10 protein-coding genes are annotated in these 18034 nt (G+C 68.5%); all 10 read left to right on the top strand.

The features are described from left to right. The first annotated feature begins 5 nt into the window (after positions 1-5). The 10 genes from ACFPIH_RS27760 (at position 6) to ACFPIH_RS27805 (ending at position 18033) form a co-directional block, all read left to right on the top strand. Positions 6-6887 carry a polymorphic toxin-type HINT domain-containing protein gene (locus ACFPIH_RS27760; RefSeq protein WP_381172979.1) on the top strand — a complete coding sequence of 2294 codons (6882 nt, stop codon included), beginning with the start codon at positions 6-8 and terminating at the stop codon, positions 6885-6887. Positions 6888-6934: 47 nt separating this feature from the next. Further along, positions 6935-7345 carry a hypothetical protein gene (locus ACFPIH_RS27765; protein WP_381172976.1) on the top strand — a complete coding sequence of 137 codons (411 nt, stop codon included), beginning with the start codon at positions 6935-6937 and terminating at the stop codon, positions 7343-7345. A gap of 204 nt (positions 7346-7549) precedes the next feature. Then, positions 7550-7870 (top strand): 50S ribosomal protein L21, encoded by a 321-nt coding sequence (gene rplU, locus ACFPIH_RS27770; protein WP_006374708.1) that lies wholly within the window; start codon positions 7550-7552, stop codon positions 7868-7870. Positions 7871-7884: 14 nt separating this feature from the next. Further along, a complete protein-coding gene (rpmA, locus tag ACFPIH_RS27775; RefSeq protein WP_010041940.1) occupies positions 7885-8139 on the top strand; it encodes a 50S ribosomal protein L27 in 255 nt (84 codons plus the stop codon). A gap of 117 nt (positions 8140-8256) precedes the next feature. Beyond that, positions 8257-9693: a GTPase ObgE gene (obgE, locus tag ACFPIH_RS27780; RefSeq protein ID WP_381172970.1), complete on the top strand. Its 1437-nt coding sequence runs from the start codon at positions 8257-8259 to the stop codon at positions 9691-9693. Positions 9694-9850: 157 nt separating this feature from the next. Continuing rightward, on the top strand, positions 9851-11413 hold the full coding sequence (locus tag ACFPIH_RS27785) for an alkaline phosphatase D family protein (protein ID WP_381172968.1): 1563 nt from the start codon (positions 9851-9853) through the stop codon (positions 11411-11413). A gap of 78 nt (positions 11414-11491) precedes the next feature. Further along, positions 11492-12661, top strand: a complete 1170-nt coding sequence (locus ACFPIH_RS27790; RefSeq protein WP_381172965.1) for a hypothetical protein — start codon at positions 11492-11494, stop codon at positions 12659-12661. A 189-nt stretch (positions 12662-12850) separates the two neighbouring features. Further along, positions 12851-14350 carry an SDR family NAD(P)-dependent oxidoreductase gene (locus tag ACFPIH_RS27795; RefSeq protein WP_381172962.1) on the top strand — a complete coding sequence of 500 codons (1500 nt, stop codon included), beginning with the start codon at positions 12851-12853 and terminating at the stop codon, positions 14348-14350. 157 nt (positions 14351-14507) lie between these two features. Continuing rightward, complete coding sequence (locus ACFPIH_RS27800; protein ID WP_381172959.1) at positions 14508-16619, top strand: hypothetical protein; 2112 nt, start codon at positions 14508-14510, stop codon at positions 16617-16619. A 184-nt stretch (positions 16620-16803) separates the two neighbouring features. After that, the gene (locus tag ACFPIH_RS27805; RefSeq protein WP_381172956.1) at positions 16804-18033 is read left to right on the top strand and encodes a glycosyltransferase family 2 protein; all 1230 of its coding nucleotides are present in this window, start codon (positions 16804-16806) and stop codon (positions 18031-18033) included. The last annotated feature ends 1 nt before the right edge of the window (position 18034 follow it).

The raw sequence follows: 18034 nt of genomic DNA on the forward strand, positions 1-18034 counted from the left end.
GCCGCATGCCCAGACCGACGGTCGTCGCGACAGTGCTCGGGCTCACGCTCGCGCTGTCCGCGTCGTCGGTCCAGGCATTGGCGCTCGACGACGGCGACCGGGGCCGCACCAGCCGCCCCGGCGTCCAGGACGACGGGGATCCCGCCAAGGGGTCCGACGCCAAGTCCACGTCCCGCCCTTCCGATCCGGCACGCAAGGCCGCGGTCAAGGGCCTCGACAAGCCGGTGTGGCCCAGGCAGGGCGGCGCCGAGGTGAAACTGGGAGCCACCGCGGAAGCGGGCGGCCTGCCGGTCAGGATCGGCAAGGCGAAGGCGAAGGCCGCGAAGGCCGCCGACAAGGTGCGCGTCGACGTACTCGACCCCCAGCGCGCCGCCGAGCTCGGCGCCGGAGTCCTCTTGGGCGTCGAGCGCGCCGACGGTGAGAAAAAGACCGCCAAGGTCCGCCTGACGGTCGACTATTCGGAGTTCGCCGAGGGCTTCGGCGGCTCCTACGCCTCACGGCTCCAGCTGGTCCAGCTCCCTGCGTGTGCCACCGTCGCCACGCCGGGCAGCAAGGCGTGCCCGGAGCAGCCCAAGGCGCTGCCGACGGTGAACGACGTGGAGGCGGGCACCGTCTCCGCCGACGTTACGGCCGGGCCGGCTGCGGCCGACGGCGTCTCCACGATGGCGGCCGACGCGGCGTCCCTGGTAGCGGTGGCGGCGGGTCCGTCCAGCGCGCAGGGCACCTACAAGGCGACCGCCCTCGCCCCCTCGGCGAGTTGGAGTGTGGCTCCCTCGTCCGGTGGGTTCAGCTGGAACTATCCGCTGAACTCAGTCCCGACGCCGGGCGGTCTGACCCCCACGGTGGGTCTCGGCTACTCGTCCCAGTCGGCGGACGGCCGCACCTCGGCCACGAACAACCAGGGTTCGTGGATAGGTGAGGGCTTCTCCTACGACCCCGGTTACATCGAGCGTCGTTACAAGCCCTGTTCCGAGGACGGTCACGACAGTTCCGGTGAGCAGTGCTGGGCGTTCGAGAACGCCACGATCATGCTCGATGGTTCGTCCGGTGAGCTGGTCCAGGACGACACCACGGGCAAGTGGCACATGTCGTCCGACGACGGTGCCAAGGTCGAGCGGCTGACGGGCGCCACGAACGGCGACGACGGCAGTGCCGATGACAAGGGCGAGCACTGGAAGATCACTACTTCGGAGGGCACGGAGTACGTCTTCGGTCTGAACCGGCTGCCGGGCTGGGCCACGGGCAACGAGGAGACCAACTCGGTCTGGACGGCGCCGGTCTTCGGCGACGACACGGGTGAGCCCTGCTACAACGCAACGTTCACCAGCGCGTACTGCCAGCAGGCATGGCGCTGGAGCCTGGACTACGTCAAGGACACCCACGGCAACGTGATGTCCTACTTCTACGACCGCGAGACCAACTACTACGCGCTCAACGGCAAGACGGACGTCAACGGCACCGCGTACCACCGCGGCGGCTGGCTGAAGCGTGTCGACTACGGTCAGCGGGACGGCAGTGTCTACGCGGCGAAGGCTCCGGCCCGGGTCGTGTTCAACACCGCCGAACGCTGCCTGGTGACATCCGACTTCGACTGTGCGGAGAGCAAGCGCACGAAGGCGAATGCCTCCCACTGGCCGGATGTCCCGGTCGACCAGGAGTGCAAGTCCGCCACCAAGTGCACCTCGCCCGTGCAGACCTTCTTCACCACCAAGCGCCTGGCGTCGGTCGTCACGCAGATGCGCAAGGACGCCACCACCTACCAGGACGTGGACGCCTGGACCTTCACCCACCTGTTCACCGACAACGGCGACGACTCCAAGACGCTGTGGCTGTCGAAGATCGAGCACGAGGGACGGGTCGGCACCGCCGCGAAGCTGCCCGCGGTCGAACTGTTCGGTGAGCAGCTGGCGAACCGTGTCGACGCGATCGGCGACAACATCGCCCCGTTCCACCGCTTCCGCCTCTCGATGGTGCTCAGCGAGACGGGCGCGCAGCTCGACGTCACCTACGCGCCGACCGACTGCGCGAAGGCCTCTCTGCCGAAGCCGGGTGAGTCGACGAAGCGCTGCTACCCGGTGAAGTGGGCGCCGCCCGGGTACACCGAGCCGATCACGGACTGGTTCCACAAGTACGTGGTGTCGGCGGTCATCGAGACCGACCGCACCGGCGGCAGCGACGGCATGGTCACCCGCTACGACTACCAGGGTGACGCGGCCTGGCGTAAGGCGAAGCCGGACGGCATCACCGACGCCAAGTACCTGACCTGGGGCGGCTGGCAGGGCTACGGCAAGGTCAAGGTCACCAGCGGCAGTGCCGACAAGCAGACCACCCGGGTCGACTACACGTACCTGCAGGGCATGGACGGCGACAAGGACGCCGACGGCAACACCCGCTCGGTGACGGTCAAGGACTCCACCGGCGCCTCCTACACGGACTCCGAGGAGTTCACGGGCCACCAGTTGGAGGCCGCCACCTACGACGGTGCCAAGCTGGTCGGCAGGACGATCGACACCCCGTGGAAGCACTACACGGCGACCCAGACCAGGAGCTGGGGCACCACCAACGCGGCGATCGTACGTACCCAGACCGGTCGTGGCTTCAGTCTGAAGTCCGACGGCACCTGGCGCGAGACGAAGTCCACGACGACGTACGACACGGCGAACGGCACCGGCCGCGTCCTGACCGTCGACGACCAGGGCGACGTGTCCACCACGAAGGACGACACCTGCACCCGCACCACCTACGCGGACAGCACGGCGAAGAACATCCTCTCGCTGCCCGCCCGCAGCGAGAGCGTGTCGGTCAAGTGCGCGACGACACCCGACCGCAAGACACAGGTTCTGGCGGACGAGCGCACGTCCTACGACAGCGGCGCGTTCGGCGCGGCGCCCACGAAGGGTGACGCGACAAAGACCGAGCGGCTGACGTCGCACGACGGCACCACGGCGACCTACCAGGTCACCGGCGCCACGACCTACGACGATTTCGGCCGTCCGAAGTCCCAGCAGGACGCGAAGCAGTTCGGGACATCGGACCTGACGAAGACCGTCTACACCGAGACCAACGGGCTGCTGTCGAAGACGGTCCTCACCAACGCGGTCGGCCACATCACCACGACCGACTTCGCCCCCGCCTGGGGCATGTCGACCGGACAGACCGACCCGAACGGCAAGCGGACGGACCTCGCCTACGACGCGCTGGGCCGGTTGACCTCGGTGTGGCTGGCGGACCGGGCCTCGACCCAGACGCCGAGCATCAAGTACTCGTACAACGTCCGCAAGGACAAGGTCACCGCGATCAAGACGGAGAAGATCGAGAACGACGGCTCCTACGGCGCCGAGTACCAGCTGTACGACAGCATGCTCAGGGCCCGCCAGATTCAGACCGAGGGCCCGGACGGCACCCGCATGGTCGCCGACACCTGGTACGACGCCACCGGGAACGTCAGGAAGACCAACTCGACCTACAACGCGGATGGCGCGGCCGAGGGCGAGCTGCTGCTGGTGAGCAACGGTCAGGTCGGTGCGCAGAGCCTGCTGGAGTACGACGGCCTTGGCCGGACGACCGCCGAGATCTTCGCGGTCTCGGGTGCCGAGCAGTGGCGTACGAAAACCACCTATGACGGCGAGCTGACGCACGTCGACCCGCCGGTCGGTGGCGTTCCCACGACGTCCGTCACGGACGGTCAGGGCAATGTCTCCGAGATCCGCCATTACCAGGGCGCCTCGCCGGGTGTGGGCGTGCCGTACGACTCGACGAAGTACACGTACAACGTGGCCGGTCTGCTGGAGACGGTCACCGACGCCAAGAACAACGTGTGGCGCTACGAGTACGACCAGCTGGGCCGCAAGAAGAAGTCGATCGACCCCGACGCGGGGACCTCGCGTACCGAGTACGACGAACTGGACCGGCCGGTCGTGTCGTACGACGGCCGAAACAAGAAGACCTCCACGGTCTACGACAAGCTCGGGCGTGTCCTCACGACCTGGCAGGGTGACGCCGGTACCGGCACGAAGCTGAGCGAGACGAGGTACGACAAGGCGGGCTGGCTGGGCCACGCTTACGGCTTCCTCAGCTACATCTCGCCGACGGAGTACTTCGCCACGGCCGTCCAGTCGATGGACGAGTTCTACCGCCCGCTGCAGACCGCCTACCAGGTCCCGGCCTCACAAGGTGACCTGGCCGGAACGTACGCCTTCACCACCACGTACAACCGGGACGGAACGGTCCGGACCACCGGCATGCCCGCCATCGGCGACCTGCCGGCGGAGGCGGTCACCTACACGTACGACTCGCTGCAGCGTCCGACGACGATGACGGGCACGGCCAACTCGTACGTCACCGACACCGTCTACTCCAGGACCAGTCAGCTCCAGCAGCTCGAGCTGTCCACGGGCAGTGGCAAGAAGGTCTGGCAGACCTTCAGCTATGAGAAGGGAACCGACCGGCTGACCCGGTCGCTGGTCGACGTCTACGGCGCGACCGCCCCGGCGAAGGACTCGAACTACTCCTACGACCAGGCGGGCAACGTCCTGTCCATCGCGGACACCGCGAACTCCGCCTCGCCGGACCTGCAGTGCTTCGCCTACGACAGCCGGCAGCGACTGCAGGACGCCTGGACCCCGTCGGCCACCGCCACGACCGCGGCCGGCTCCGGAACCCGCGGCTCCACCACGCCGGTGGACGGCACCGGACCCTCGGCGTGCACCTCCGCCGCCGGTTCGAGCGCACTCGGCGGTCCGGCCCCGTACTGGAAGTCGTACGAGACCGACGCCATCGGCAACCGCACCACCGAGACCAACCACGACACCGCGCTCAACGCGACGAACAACATCACCCGCACCTACGAGTACGGCGGCGCGGGCGCCCTCGGTGACGGACCGCACCAGGTCACCAAGGTCACCGAGAAGACCCCGACCGGGCAGCGGCAGTCGTCGTACGAATACGACGACTCCGGGAACACCACCAAGCGCACCATCGGTGGCGACGCACAGGCCCTCCTCTGGAACGACCAGGGCAAGGTCAACGAGGTCACCGAGGCGAACGGCTCGAAGACCAGCTACCTGTACGACGCTTCCGGCAACCGCCTCGTGCGCAAGGACCCCTCCGGCACGACCGTCTACCTGCCGGGCACCGAGCTGAAGCTGTCGGCCGACGGCACCAAGAAGGAGGCCACCCGCTACTACGCGTACGGCGGTCAGACCGTCGCGGTCCGCACCGCCGCGAAACTCTCCTTCACAGCTGCCGATCACCACGGCACGGGCGAACTCGCGATCGATTCCGCCACCGGGGTGATCTCCCAGCGGCGCTTCGACCCCTACGGTGTGGAGCGCGGCCAGAAGCTCGGTCCCTGGTCGGGGGAAAAGGGCTTTGTCGGCGGCACGATCGACGCCACGACCGGCCTGACCCACCTGGGGGCGCGGGAGTACGACTCGGCGATCGGCAAGTTCATCTCCGTCGACCCGATCATCGACTACACCAGACCGGACCAGATCAACGGCTACGCGTACGCCGACAACACCCCGGTGACCCTGTCCGACCCGTCGGGACTGGAGAGCTGCTACCCGGTCTACTGCTCGGCCTACTCGGGCACCTACAAGAAGGAGACCGGCAACAAGGCCGTCGACGACGCGCAGTCGGATGCTGACGCGGCCTCCGCCGACGTGGCGTCGGCGCAGGCGCAGCAGTCCTCCGCCAAGCAGCGCATGAAGTCAGCCGGCAAGGCGCTGGTCAAGATCGCCCGGGACATCCTGGGTGTGGACGCGGCCCTGGACTGCATCTCCTCCGGCGACGTCGGAGCCTGCGGCGAAACCCTGCTCAACATCGCGGGCAGCTTCGCGGGCGGCCTGGCCGGCAAGATCATGGCCAAGTACGGGGTGCCGTGGAAGTGGGCCAAGGGGCTCAAGCTCGTCAAACGTGTCGTCGGGCTGGTCAAGGACCTGATCGGCGGCGCGAAGGGCTACTTCAAGGCGAGCAAGGCGCTGGGCAAGGCGAGAGCGGGGCTGACCAAGGCCACGGAGAAACTGGCCCAGGCCAGGGAGAAGGCCGCGGCTGCGGTCACGAAGAGCAAGACGCCGGATCCTGAGTGCCACAGCTTCCTGCCAGGCACGAAGGTGCTGCTTGCCGACGGCAGTACGAAGTCCATCGAGAAGGTCACACTCGGCGACAAGGTCGTCACCACCGACTCGAAGACCGGTAAGACCACGGTCCGCGAAGTCGCGGGCACCATCGTGACCGAGGACGACAAGAGCTTCTCCGACCTTGCGGTGAAGACGGCGAAGGGCAAGGTACAAGCTCTCATCGCCACGACCACGCACCCCTTCTGGGTGGAATCCGAGCATGCGTGGATCAAGGCCGGCGATCTCGAACCCGGCATGAAGCTGCGCACCCCGTTGGGCGACAAGGTCGAGATCACGGCCAACCGCCACTTCGACAAGCGGCAGCGCACGCACGACCTGACGATCAGCGGGATCCACGCGTACTACGTGCTGGCGGGTGCCACGCCGGTCCTGGTCCACAACTGCCCTGCTGGTGGCGGCGGTGGCGGTGGCTTCCTCAGTAAGCTCTTCGGCGGCGGGAAGAAGTCGGCGGCGCAAACGGCCGACGATGCCATGCGGGCCAAGAGGGTTCCCATGAAGCTCGGTGACCTGCGGGACATCGAACTGCCCGACTACGGGGACGCCACCAAGGTGCGGGACGTCGGCGGCATGAGCGACGACCGGCTTCTGGAAGCGATCAACGATCCCGACGAACTCGGCGGAAGTGTCATCCTCGGCGACGGCGAAGTAATCAACGGAAACCATCGACTGGGCGAGGCCTTGCGGCGTATGGATAATCCGCACTATCCCGGTATCACGCCGGATACCGAGATATTGGCTGTCCCTTAGGGACTCTGGGCAGAAATCGCCCTGGAAGTCTGGAAATGAGGTATGCGATGCCCAATCTGAAGGGGTGGTTCGCGGGCTCGAGGCTCGTCCAGTCCTGGCTGGGGTGGCCCGTGCCTGCCGCCGTCAGGCTGGCGTCGCTTCCTCAGCTGCGTGAACTCGTGGCCGCGGCGAACGCGCGCGGCTACAGCAGAAAGGCGCAGGGCCTGGATCTGGAGGCGGGGAAGACGTTTGCGGTCGTCCCCTACCTCCAGGAGTCGTCTCCCGAGGAGAGCTGGATGTGCCTGATTGTCGCTCTCGCCCACTCCATGGTTCTGGAGCCGGGAGTCAGGCCTGAATGTGAATTCGGGAGGCTCGACATCGCGACAGCGGACCTGGAGAAACTTCCCGTGGCCACCCCCGGAGAAAGAGATCAACTGCTCCACTGGATGGCCTGGGAGGCGTACAGGGGCCGCGACTGACGCAGGCCGTACGGGGCCCGGTTTGACCCCTCAAGCCGGGCCCCGTAGCCTTGACCCTCGGCGTGTCGGATGGCATGCCACATCCCTGTAAACCCTCTTCCTTCCGGGTACCGGTACCTCGGTGGTCGGGAGAGGCCGTCCGTGTTCGTTCCCGGGCGGCTGGACTGCGGGGATGCCGTCCCAGAGCGAGAGAGTGAGATCAGCGTGTACGCCATCGTGCGCAGCGGTGGTCGCCAGCACAAGGTTGCTGTCGGCGACATCGTTGAGGTTGACAAGATTTCCACTGCCAAGGTTGGCGACACGGTCGAGCTCTCGACCCTGCTCGTTGTCGACGGCGACGCTGTGACCAGCGACCCGTGGGTGCTGGCCGGCATCAAGGTCCAGGCCGAGATCGTGGACCACCACAAGGGCGTCAAGATCGACATCCTTCGCTACAAGAACAAGACCGGCTACCGCCGTCGTCAGGGCCACCGCCAGCAGTACACGGCGATCAAGGTCACTGAGATCCCCGCGGCTGCGAAGTAAGGGACTGAGGAGACATGGCACACAAGAAGGGCGCATCGTCCACCCGGAACGGTCGCGACTCCAATGCCCAGCGGCTCGGCGTGAAGCGCTTCGGCGGTCAGGTCGTCAACGCGGGTGAGATCCTGGTCCGCCAGCGTGGCACGCACTTCCACCCCGGCGCCGGCGTCGGCCGTGGCGGCGACGACACGCTGTTCGCGCTGCAGGCCGGTTCGGTGCAGTTCGGCACCCACCGCGGCCGCAAGGTCGTGAACATCGTTCCGGTCGCCTGATCTCAGGTACAGACCGAACACTTCGCGAGGCGGACCTCACTTCCCTTCCGGGAAGGCGGGTCCGCCTTTCGCGTGTTATGCAGGCAACACCCTTTACGTCTTTGGAGGCACCCCACCATGACCACCTTCGTGGACCGCGTCGAACTGCATGTCGCCGCGGGTAACGGAGGTCACGGCTGTGCCTCCGTCCACCGGGAGAAGTTCAAGCCGCTCGGCGGACCCGACGGCGGCAACGGCGGACGCGGCGGCGACGTGATCCTCACCGTCGACCAGTCCGTCACCACGCTCCTCGAGTACCACCACTCCCCGCACCGCAAGGCCACCAACGGCAAGCCGGGCGAGGGCGGCAACCGGTCGGGCAAGGAGGGCCAGGACCTGGTCCTGCCCGTGCCGGACGGCACCGTCGTCCTCGACCGCGCGGGCAACGTCGTCGCCGACCTGGTCGGACAGGGCACCTCCTTCATCGCCGCCCAGGGCGGTCGCGGCGGCCTGGGCAACGCCGCCCTCGCCTCCGCCCGCCGCAAGGCGCCCGGATTCGCGCTGCTCGGTGAGCCGGGGGACCTGCGGGACGTCGTACTGGAGCTGAAGACCGTCGCGGACGTGGCGCTGGTGGGGTACCCGAGCGCCGGGAAGTCCTCCCTGATCTCCGTGCTCTCCGCCGCCAAGCCGAAGATCGCCGACTACCCGTTCACCACCCTCGTGCCGAACCTCGGCGTGGTGACCGCCGGATCGACCGTCTACACCATCGCCGACGTGCCGGGCCTCATCCCGGGCGCCAGCCAGGGCAAGGGCCTCGGCCTGGAGTTCCTGCGGCACGTGGAGCGGTGCAGCGTGCTGGTCCATGTCCTGGACACGGCGACCCTGGAGTCCGACCGCGACCCGGTCTCCGACCTCGACATCATCGAGGAGGAGCTGCGGCAGTACGGCGGGCTCGGCAACCGGCCCCGGCTCGTCGTCCTGAACAAGATCGACGTACCGGACGGCAAGGACCTCGCGGAGCTGGTGCGCCCCGATCTGGAGGCGCGCGGCTACCGCGTCTTCGAGGTGTCCGCCGTCGCCCACCTCGGGCTCAAGGAGCTGTCCTTCGCGCTCGCCGAGCTGGTGGGGCAGGCGCGGGCGGCCAAGCCCACGGAGGAGGCGACGCGGATCGTCATCCGGCCCAAGGCCGTGGACGACGCCGGTTTCACCGTCGTACTGGAGGAGGACGGGCTGTACCGCGTTCGCGGCGAGAAGCCCGAACGCTGGGTGCGGCAGACCGACTTCAGCAACGACGAGGCCGTCGGATACCTGGCCGACCGGCTCAACCGCCTCGGTGTGGAAGAGCAGTTGATGAAGGCGGGCGCCCGCTCCGGCGACGGCGTCGCGATCGGGCCCGAGGACAATGCGGTCGTCTTCGACTGGGAGCCGTCCGTGATGGCCGGTGCGGAGATGCTCGGCCGCCGTGGCGAGGACCACCGCCTGGACGAGCCGCGTCCCGCGACCCAGCGCCGCCGGGACCGGCAGGCCGAACGGGACGAGGCGACAGAGGAGTTCGAGGGCTTCAAGCCCTTCTGACCACCTCACGAACGGACCCGTCGCGGCAGCCCCGCGACGGGTTCTTCGTTGTCCCTCTGCTTGTCATGTATACGCGACTCTCTGTTCAGCAGGCTGACTAGCTGGCCATGCCACCTTTCTTGCGTCAAGACGCTTGCGACGCAAGGGAGTTCCCCCCATGGCTGCCGGAACCGACCGAGCCGCTTCCCCCGACCGCCGTCGTCTCCTCACCGCCGGTGCCGCCCTGGCCGGCGCCGCCGCGTCCGCCCAGCTGTGGCTGCCCACCTCCGCCCAGGCCGCCCAAGCCGCCCTGCCCGACGGGCTGTTCAAGCTCGGCGTGGCCTCCGGCGACCCGCTGCCCGAGGGAATCGTGCTGTGGACGCGCCTCGCCCCGGACCCGCTGCACGGTGGCGGGATGCCGAAGCGGAACGTCACGGTGCAGTGGGAGATCTCGCCCGACTCCCGCTTCGCCTCCTCCGTACGCCGGGGCACCGCCACCGCCCGGCCCGAGTACGGGCACAGCGTTCACGTCGATGTACGAGGGCTGAAGCCGGGCCGGGTCTACTGGTACCGCTTCCGGGCCGGCGGGCAGCTCTCCCCGGTCGGCCGCACCCGTACCGCGCCCCATCCCCTCAGCTCCAACAGCTCGCTGCGCGTCGCGCTCGCCTCCTGCCAGAACTGGCAGCAGGGCCACTTCACGCCGTACGCCGACATGGCGGCCCAGGACCCGGACGTCGTCCTCTTCGTCGGCGACTACATCTACGAGTCGGGGCCCGTCACGACGGGCGTCCGCAAGCACGAGGGGAACGGTGAGCCGTACACGCTCACCCAGTACCGCAACCGGTACGCGCAGTACCGCAGCGACCCCGATCTGAAGCGGATGCACGCCCGCGCGCCCTGGGTGGTCACCTTCGACGACCACGAGGTGGACAACGACTTCGCCGGGGAGGTGCCGCAGGACCCCGACAAGCAGTCGCACGCCGCGTTCGTGGCCCGGCTGACCGCCGCCTACCAGGCGTACTACGAGCACATGCCGGTCCGCGCGAGCGCGGTCCCGAACGGGCCGCACATCCGGATGTACCGCAGCCTCCAGTTCGGCCGGCTCGCCAGGCTCAACGTGCTGGACACCCGGCAGTACCGCACCGACCAGGCCACCACCCAGGCCGGCGCCCAGGACCCGGCGAACACCATGCTCGGTGCCGCGCAGAAGCAGTGGCTGCTGAAGTCGCTGCACAACTCCCCGACCCGCTGGAACCTGGTCGCCTCGCAGATCATGATGGCGGAGACCGACCTGCTGCGCGGCTCGGGCGAGCTCTGGTACTACGACGCCTGGGACGGCTACCAGGCCGAACGCAACGCGCTGATGGGCGAGCTGGCCTCCGTGCGCAACCCGGTCGTGCTCAGCGGGGACCGGCATCTGACGATGATCAGCGATCTGAAGCGGGACTTCGCCGACCCCTCCTCCGCGGCCGTCGGCGCCGAGTTCGTCGGCACGTCGATCTCCAGCGGCGGCGACCAGGACCAGGCCGCCTTCCACGCCCAGTGGGACCCGCTGAAGGCCGACAACCCGCACTGGAAGCTGATCGACGCCCACCGCGGCTACCACCTCTTCGACATCCGGCGGGACGCGATCGACGCCCGGGTGCGGGTCGTCAGCACGGTCCTGAAGCCGAAGGCGACCGCCCGTACGCTCGCGACCCTGCGCGTCACGGACGGGAAGCCGGGCGTCCGGAAGGTCTGAGACCTCTCATCCGACTCCCAGGATCCTCTCAGCTCTTCTCAGCGTGTCCTCAGGAATGCCTCTTACCATCCCCTAACCATGGAGACGGACTGTACGAGCGGTGACGCCGCGGTGAACACCCAGTTGCCCAAGGGGACTCGGCTGTTGCACATCGGCCCGCACAAAACCGGGACCACCTCGATCCAGGGCGCCCTGTTCGGCGCCAGGGAGAAACTGCCGGCGTACGGCGTCGAGTTCCCGGCGACCAGCAGACACCCCATGCAGGCCGTGCAGGCGGCCTGCTCCTGCGGCGGGATGATCGGTGACAGCGCGCCCACCGAGCGGCACTGGCGGCAGCTGGTGGAACAGGTGGCGGCCACCGGCCGCAGGACCGCGGTGGTCAGCAGCGAGTTCTTCGCCGACGCCCCGGACGACGCGACGGCCGCCCGGGTCGTCGAGCAGCTCGGCGGCGACCGGGTGCACGTCCTGGTCACGCTGCGCCCGCTGGCGAGGATCATGCCCTCGCAGTGGCAGCAGTACGTGCAGAACGGCCTGCGCATGGGCTACGAGGACTGGCTGGAGCACATGCTCCGCAAGGCGCCCTACGAGAAGCCGAACCCGAGCTTCTGGCGCCGGCACCGGCACGACCGGCTGGTGGAGCGGTGGGTGCGGGTGGCCGGTGCCGACCGGGTCACCGTCGTCGTGGTCGACGACCGGGACCGGGAGGGGCTGATGCGGACCTTCGAGACGCTGCTCGGGCTTCCGGCCGGTCTTCTGCGGCCCGTTCCGGACACCGCGAACCGCTCTCTCACCCTCGCCGAGACCGAAATGCTGCGGAACCTCAACCGGGAATTCCGGGGCAATGGCCTGCCCGACGAACTCTATTCAAAACTCATTCGTAACGGCGCCGTCATGCATATGAAGAACGCGTGCAGCCCGTCCTCACAGGACGTGAGGATCCCGACACCCGGCTGGGCCGTCGAGGCGGCGGCCGGGATCGGCGCCGAGATGGCCGAACGCATCGCCGGAACGGGCGTACGGGTCATCGGCGACCCGGCCCTGCTGTCCGCCGCGCCGAAGCCCTCGGCGGCCCCCGCGGCGGAGGCCAGGATGGCGCCCGAGGTGGCGGCCCAGGCCCTGTACGGGGCGCTCGCGGCGGTGGCCGCGGTACCGGACCGGCCGGCGACGCGAGGCGTTCACCAGACGTCTTCCAGGGAACTCGTGAAGGTACTCGGGCATCGTTGTCTCAGGCGGCTGGGTCGCCGCTGAACACGTGGAGTTACTCACAGCAATTCCCGGGAGCACCCACAGGGTGCTTACCCGTCTCGGCCGTCACCAGCACCGCAAGGTGAATGGGGGGTAGCGTGCAGATATGTAGTGAAGGGCGCTCACCTTGCATCGCGGTTACTGCAAGTGGGACCATTTCCCCGTTCCCTGTCGCCCCAAGGTAGGTCCTCTGTGTCGAAGCACATAGCCAAGCCCCGCACCACCGCAGTGATCCTGGCCGGGGGTACCGGTCAGCGCGTGGGTCTTTCGATCCCCAAGCAGCTGCTGAAGATCGCCGGCAAGGCAGTCGTCGAGCACACCCTGGCCACCTTCGAGAAGGCGGACTCCATCGACGACGTCATCGTGCTGATGGCGCCGGGCTTCGTGCCCGACATCGAGAAGATCGTCGCCAGGGCCGGATTCACGAAGGTCTCCAGGATCATCGAGGGCGGCGCCACGCGGAACGAGACCACCGAGCGCGCCATCGCCGCCCTGGGCGAGGGGCTGGCCGAGGGCGAGGACCTCAACGTCCTCTTCCACGACGCCGTACGGCCGCTGCTCTCGCAGCGCGTCATCGACGACTGCGTGGCGGCGCTGGAGCGCTACCAGGCCGTCGACGTCGCCATCCCGTCCGCCGACACCATCATCGTCACCCGGACGCACGGCGAGGACGGCGAGTTCATCACCGAGATCCCGGACCGCTCCCGGCTGCGCCGCGGCCAGACCCCGCAGGCCTTCAAGCTCTCCACCATCCGGCGCGCCTACGAGGTGGCGGCGGGCGACCCCAACTTCCAGGCCACGGACGACTGCACGGTCGTCCTGCGCTATCTGCCGGACGTGCCGATCAACGTCGTCGCGGGTGACGAGTACAACATGAAGGTCACCCAGCCGGTCGATGTCTTCATCGCCGACAAGCTGTTCCAGCTGGCCTCCACCGCCACGCCCGAGCCGATGGGCGAGGAGGTCTACCGCGAGCTGCTGACCGGCCGGACCGTCGTCGTCTTCGGCGGCTCCTACGGCATCGGCAAGGACATCGCCGAGCTCGCCGAGTCCTACGGCGCGACGGTGTACGCGCTGGGCCGCTCCACCACCGGCACCCACGTGGAGAACCCGGAGGAGGTCGACGACGCGCTGTCCAAGGCGTACAGCGAGACCGGGCGCATCGACTACGTCGTCAACACCGCGGGCGTCCTGCGCATCGGCAAGCTGGCCGAGACCGACAACGCGACCATCGAGGAAGCGCTCAAGGTCAACTACCTCGCGCCGGTGCAGATCGCCCGTTCGGCCTACAAGTACCTGGCGGAAACAAAGGGCCAGCTGCTGCTGTACACCTCCAGCAGTTACACCCGGGGCCGCGCCGAGTACAGCCTCTACTCCTCCACCAAGGCCGCCATGGTGAACCTCACCCAGGCCCTGTCCGACGAGTGGGCCGGTGACTCCGTCCGGGTGAACTGCGTGAACCCGGAGCGGACCGCAACCCCCATGCGTACCAAGGCCTTCGGGCAGGAGCCCGCGGGCAGCCTGCTCTCCTCCGAGGCCGTCGCCCGTACCTCCCTCGACGTGCTGCTTTCCGAGCTCACCGGGCATGTCATCGACGTCCGCCAGCAGGACCCCACGGCGGACGCCAGCCGGGCCACCGGCTTCGAGCAGGCGCTGGCCTCGGTGCTCGACCGCCAGGACGGCGTGGCATAATCAAGCGCAAATAGCCTTTGGAATTCAGGCCCCTGTCGCTCCTTGTTCACGGAGAATTCACAGGGGCCTGAACCGTAAAAATCCCGAAACCTTCACAAAGGATTTTCCGGACTTTTAGGTTTCTATGACCGGCACCCCTCCCAGAGCAGGTTTCTCCGTGATATCCACTGCCATTCGCGTGGCCCGGGTGGGCAGCGCGGCCGAACTGGCCGCGGCGGTCCTCATGATGCTGGGTTACCCCTGCCTCATGCTGGCCGCGCTCGTCCCGAGCACCCCCGCCTTCGCCGCCGCGGCCGCCGTGACGTACCTGACGGACCTCTACCTCCACCGCAAGGGCACCTACCTCATCAACCTGCTCAACAAGGTGAGGGCCGGTCTGTCCACCCGGTTCCTGGTCCGTGAGCTGCTGCTGATCCTGCTGCTGGCCCGGCTCGAGCTCGCGGAGGAGCCGGTCTTCTACGCGGCGATCGCCTGCTTCACGGTCTTCTTCGGCCTCCAGGCCCCGCACGGCGCCCTGGTCACCCTGATCGGCAAGCGCCGGCAGCTGCCGGTGGTGACCCGCAACGTCGACCTGGCCTCCCGGCTGACCATCCCGGAAGCCCCGCCGCGCCGCCTGCTCACCAAGGCCGGCCAGAAGATGCTCCACCTGGACCTCGCAGCCGTCGTCGGCCTGGTCGTCTACGCCTTCACCGACGCCGCGGCCGCCGGCTACGCGGGCGTGGCCGCCACCCTGGCCCTCGGCACCCTGTACGTCGCCCTGCTCGCCCCGTACCTGCGCGCGCGCCGGCTGCCGCCCAGGCCCGACAAGGTGCTGGAGACGGTCAGCGCCTGGCTGCGCGAGTACCGCCCCGAGACGGTGCTGTACTTCTCGGGCTCCAAGGACTCCGCCTACCAGGTCAACATGTGGCTGGAGACCATGGAGCAGCTGGACTCGCGGCCGATGGTGATCCTGCGTGAGCGTTCCGTCCTGGAGCGCATGGCGCCCACCACGGTCCCTGTCGTCTGCGTGCCCGGGGGGGTGCACCTGATGAACATGGACCTCTCCATGGTGCGGGTCACGCTGTACGCCGCGAACGTCGGCAAGAACATCCACATGCTGCGCGTGCCCACCATGAAGCACGTCTTCATCGGCCACGGCGACAGCGACAAGCTGGCCAGCGTCAACCCGTTCAGCAAGGTGTACGACGAGGTGTGGACCGCCGGCCGGGCCGGCCGCGACCGCTACGCCATCGCCGACGTCGGCATCCGCGACGAGGACATCGTCGAGGTCGGCCGCCCGCAGCTCGCGCCCATCGAGAAGGGGGCGGGTGACCGGAAGGACCGTATGCCCACGGTTCTCTACGCGCCCACCTGGGAGGGCTGGGACGACAACCCGGGCAACACCTCGATCCTGCTGGCCGGCGAGAACATCGTGAAGAAGCTGGTCGCGGCCGACCCGCCGGTCCGCGTCCTGTACAAACCGCACCCGTTCACCGGCACCCGCAGCGCCCAGGCCGCCGCCGCGCACCGCCGGATCACCGCCCTGATCAAGAAGGCCGCCGAACAGCGCGCCGCCGACGCCCGCTTCACCGCCGACCCGGCGGCCCAGGCCGAGGCCAAGGCCGGCCTGACCCGTCTCAAGGCCCGGCTCGACTCGCTCTCGCTGTCCTTCGACGACAAGGCCGACGAGGCGGTGACCAGCCGGGACGGCATCGTGGACCTGCGCAAGCACCAGGAGGCCGCCCGGCTGCGCACCGAGTGGAACGACGCCTACTGGCGCTCCTTCCCCGACTTCGAGCACCGCGTCGTCACGGGCGCCGAACCGCGCCTGTACGACTGCTTCAACGCCGCCGAGGCGATGGTCTCCGACATCTCCAGCGTGGTCTCCGACTTCATCGAGAGCGGCAAGCCGTACGCGGTCACGGACTCGGCCGAGCTGGGCGCGGAGGAGTTCCGGCGGCAGAACACCGCGGTGCGCGCGGCCGTGATCCTCACCAACGGCGCCGACGGCCTGGACCAGCTCCTTGAGGCCGTGCGCGACCCGGCCGCCGACACGCTGGCCGCGGACCGCGCGGAACTCAAGGAGTACCTGCTCGGCCCCGACGAGCCGACCTCCCTCGAGCAGTTCAACACGGCGGTCGCCAACCTCGCCCTCCAGGCGGAGGCGCGCAACGTGGGCCAGGAGTCCCACACCGCCGCGGCGGAGGACGCGGTGGGCGGCGTGGCGGAGGCCGTGCCCGGTGGGGTCGGCGGCGAGGCGGAGCTGCCGAAGGAAATCACCACCGGCTGACGGTGTCGCACGCAGAGGCCCGGTTTGCGGAGGCGTTCTCCGGAAACCGGGCCTCTGTGCGTGCCGGTGTGCATGCTGTGATGTGGAACACGTACCGAAACCGGAGCAACCCACCCTGTCGGTCAGTCGTCTATCGGGTATCTGGAGAGTGGACTAGGGGGAACCGTTGCGTGATGAGGGAGCTGTGACTCCTACGCAGCCTGACGTCACCGTGATCATCGGGGCGTACGAAGCAATGCCGTACCTGGTCGAATGCCTGGCCTCGGTGGAGGCACAGACCCTGGACCCGGCGCGGATCGAGGTCGTCGCCGTGGACGACGGCTCGGCGGACGGCACCGGGGACTACCTGGAGGAGTTCGCCGCCCGGGCTCCCATGGCGGTCACCGTGATCCGCCAGGAGAACTCCGGCGGCCCCAGCGGCCCGCGCAACGTGGGTCTGGGCAAGGCCGCCGGGCGGTACGTGTTCTTCCTCGACGCCGACGACCGGCTCGGTACCGAGGCCCTGGAGCGGATGGTCGCCATGGCCGACCGCAACGGCACGGACGTCGTCCTCGGCAAGGTCGAGGGCGTCAACCGCAACGCGCCCAAGTCGATGTGGGGCAAGAACCGCGACCGTACGGACGTCTTCTCGTCCAACATCAAGTTCACGCTGAGCGCGCAGAAGCTGTTCCGGCGCGCGTTCCTGGAGCGGCACGGGATGCGCTTCGACGAGTCCCTGTGGACCGGCGAGGACGCGCTGTTCACCATGGAGGCGTATCTGCGCGCCGACGGCGTCTCGATCGTCGCCGACCACACCTGCTACTACCTGGTGGGCCGCGACGACGGCAAGCACGTCACCAAGAGCGGCAGCTACACGCTCCGCTTCGACTCCGCGCGCGCCCTGATGGGCCTGCTGGAGCGGATGGTGCCGCCCGGCCCCAAGCGGGACGTGCTGATGGTCCGCCCCTTCCTGGTCACCCTGCTGCCCCAGTTCGGCCCGGTCTTCCTCCGGCAGGACGAGGAGATACGGCGCAAGAAGTTCGAGCTGGCCCAGCCGCTGATGGAGGCGTACTGGAACGAGGGCGTCGCCCAGCGCCTCAAGGTCCACGAGCGGCTGCGGCTGCACCTGGTGGCCATGGGGCGCCCGGACCTCCTGGTGGACGTCCTGGAGTTCATGAAGGCCAAGACCGAGCCCAAGCCGGTCCTCCGCAAGCGCGGCACCCAGCTCTACCTGGCCTACCCGCACTACCGCTCCCGCAGGGCCGGTGTCCCCGACCGGGTCTACCTCGCCGAACCCCGCGAGGCCAAGGCCTACCCGGGCTGGCGGGAGACCCCGGCGGAGACCTTCCTGCGCGGCGCCACCCGCAAGGTGCGGCGCAAACTGAGCCGGGTGAAAAGACGCCTGACGCGCCCCCGGGGGACGGCGGCGGTCTGAG

The sequence above is a fragment of the Streptomyces vulcanius genome, assembly GCF_042653945.1.
Taxonomy (GTDB): domain Bacteria; phylum Actinomycetota; class Actinomycetes; order Streptomycetales; family Streptomycetaceae; genus Streptomyces; species Streptomyces mangrovi.

What these genes read in the sequence shown, in the direction of transcription:
- ACFPIH_RS27785 (WP_381172968.1), top strand. Translation starts at nt 9,851, where the DNA reads ATGGCTGCCGGAACCGACCGAGCCGCTTCCCCCGACCGCCGTCGTCTC.
- obgE (WP_381172970.1), top strand. Translation starts at nt 8,257, where the DNA reads ATGACCACCTTCGTGGACCGCGTCGAACTGCATGTCGCCGCGGGTAAC.
- ACFPIH_RS27790 (WP_381172965.1), top strand. Translation starts at nt 11,492, where the DNA reads ATGGAGACGGACTGTACGAGCGGTGACGCCGCGGTGAACACCCAGTTG.
- rpmA (WP_010041940.1), top strand. Translation starts at nt 7,885, where the DNA reads ATGGCACACAAGAAGGGCGCATCGTCCACCCGGAACGGTCGCGACTCC.
- ACFPIH_RS27760 (WP_381172979.1), top strand. Translation starts at nt 6, where the DNA reads ATGCCCAGACCGACGGTCGTCGCGACAGTGCTCGGGCTCACGCTCGCG.
- ACFPIH_RS27765 (WP_381172976.1), top strand. Translation starts at nt 6,935, where the DNA reads ATGCCCAATCTGAAGGGGTGGTTCGCGGGCTCGAGGCTCGTCCAGTCC.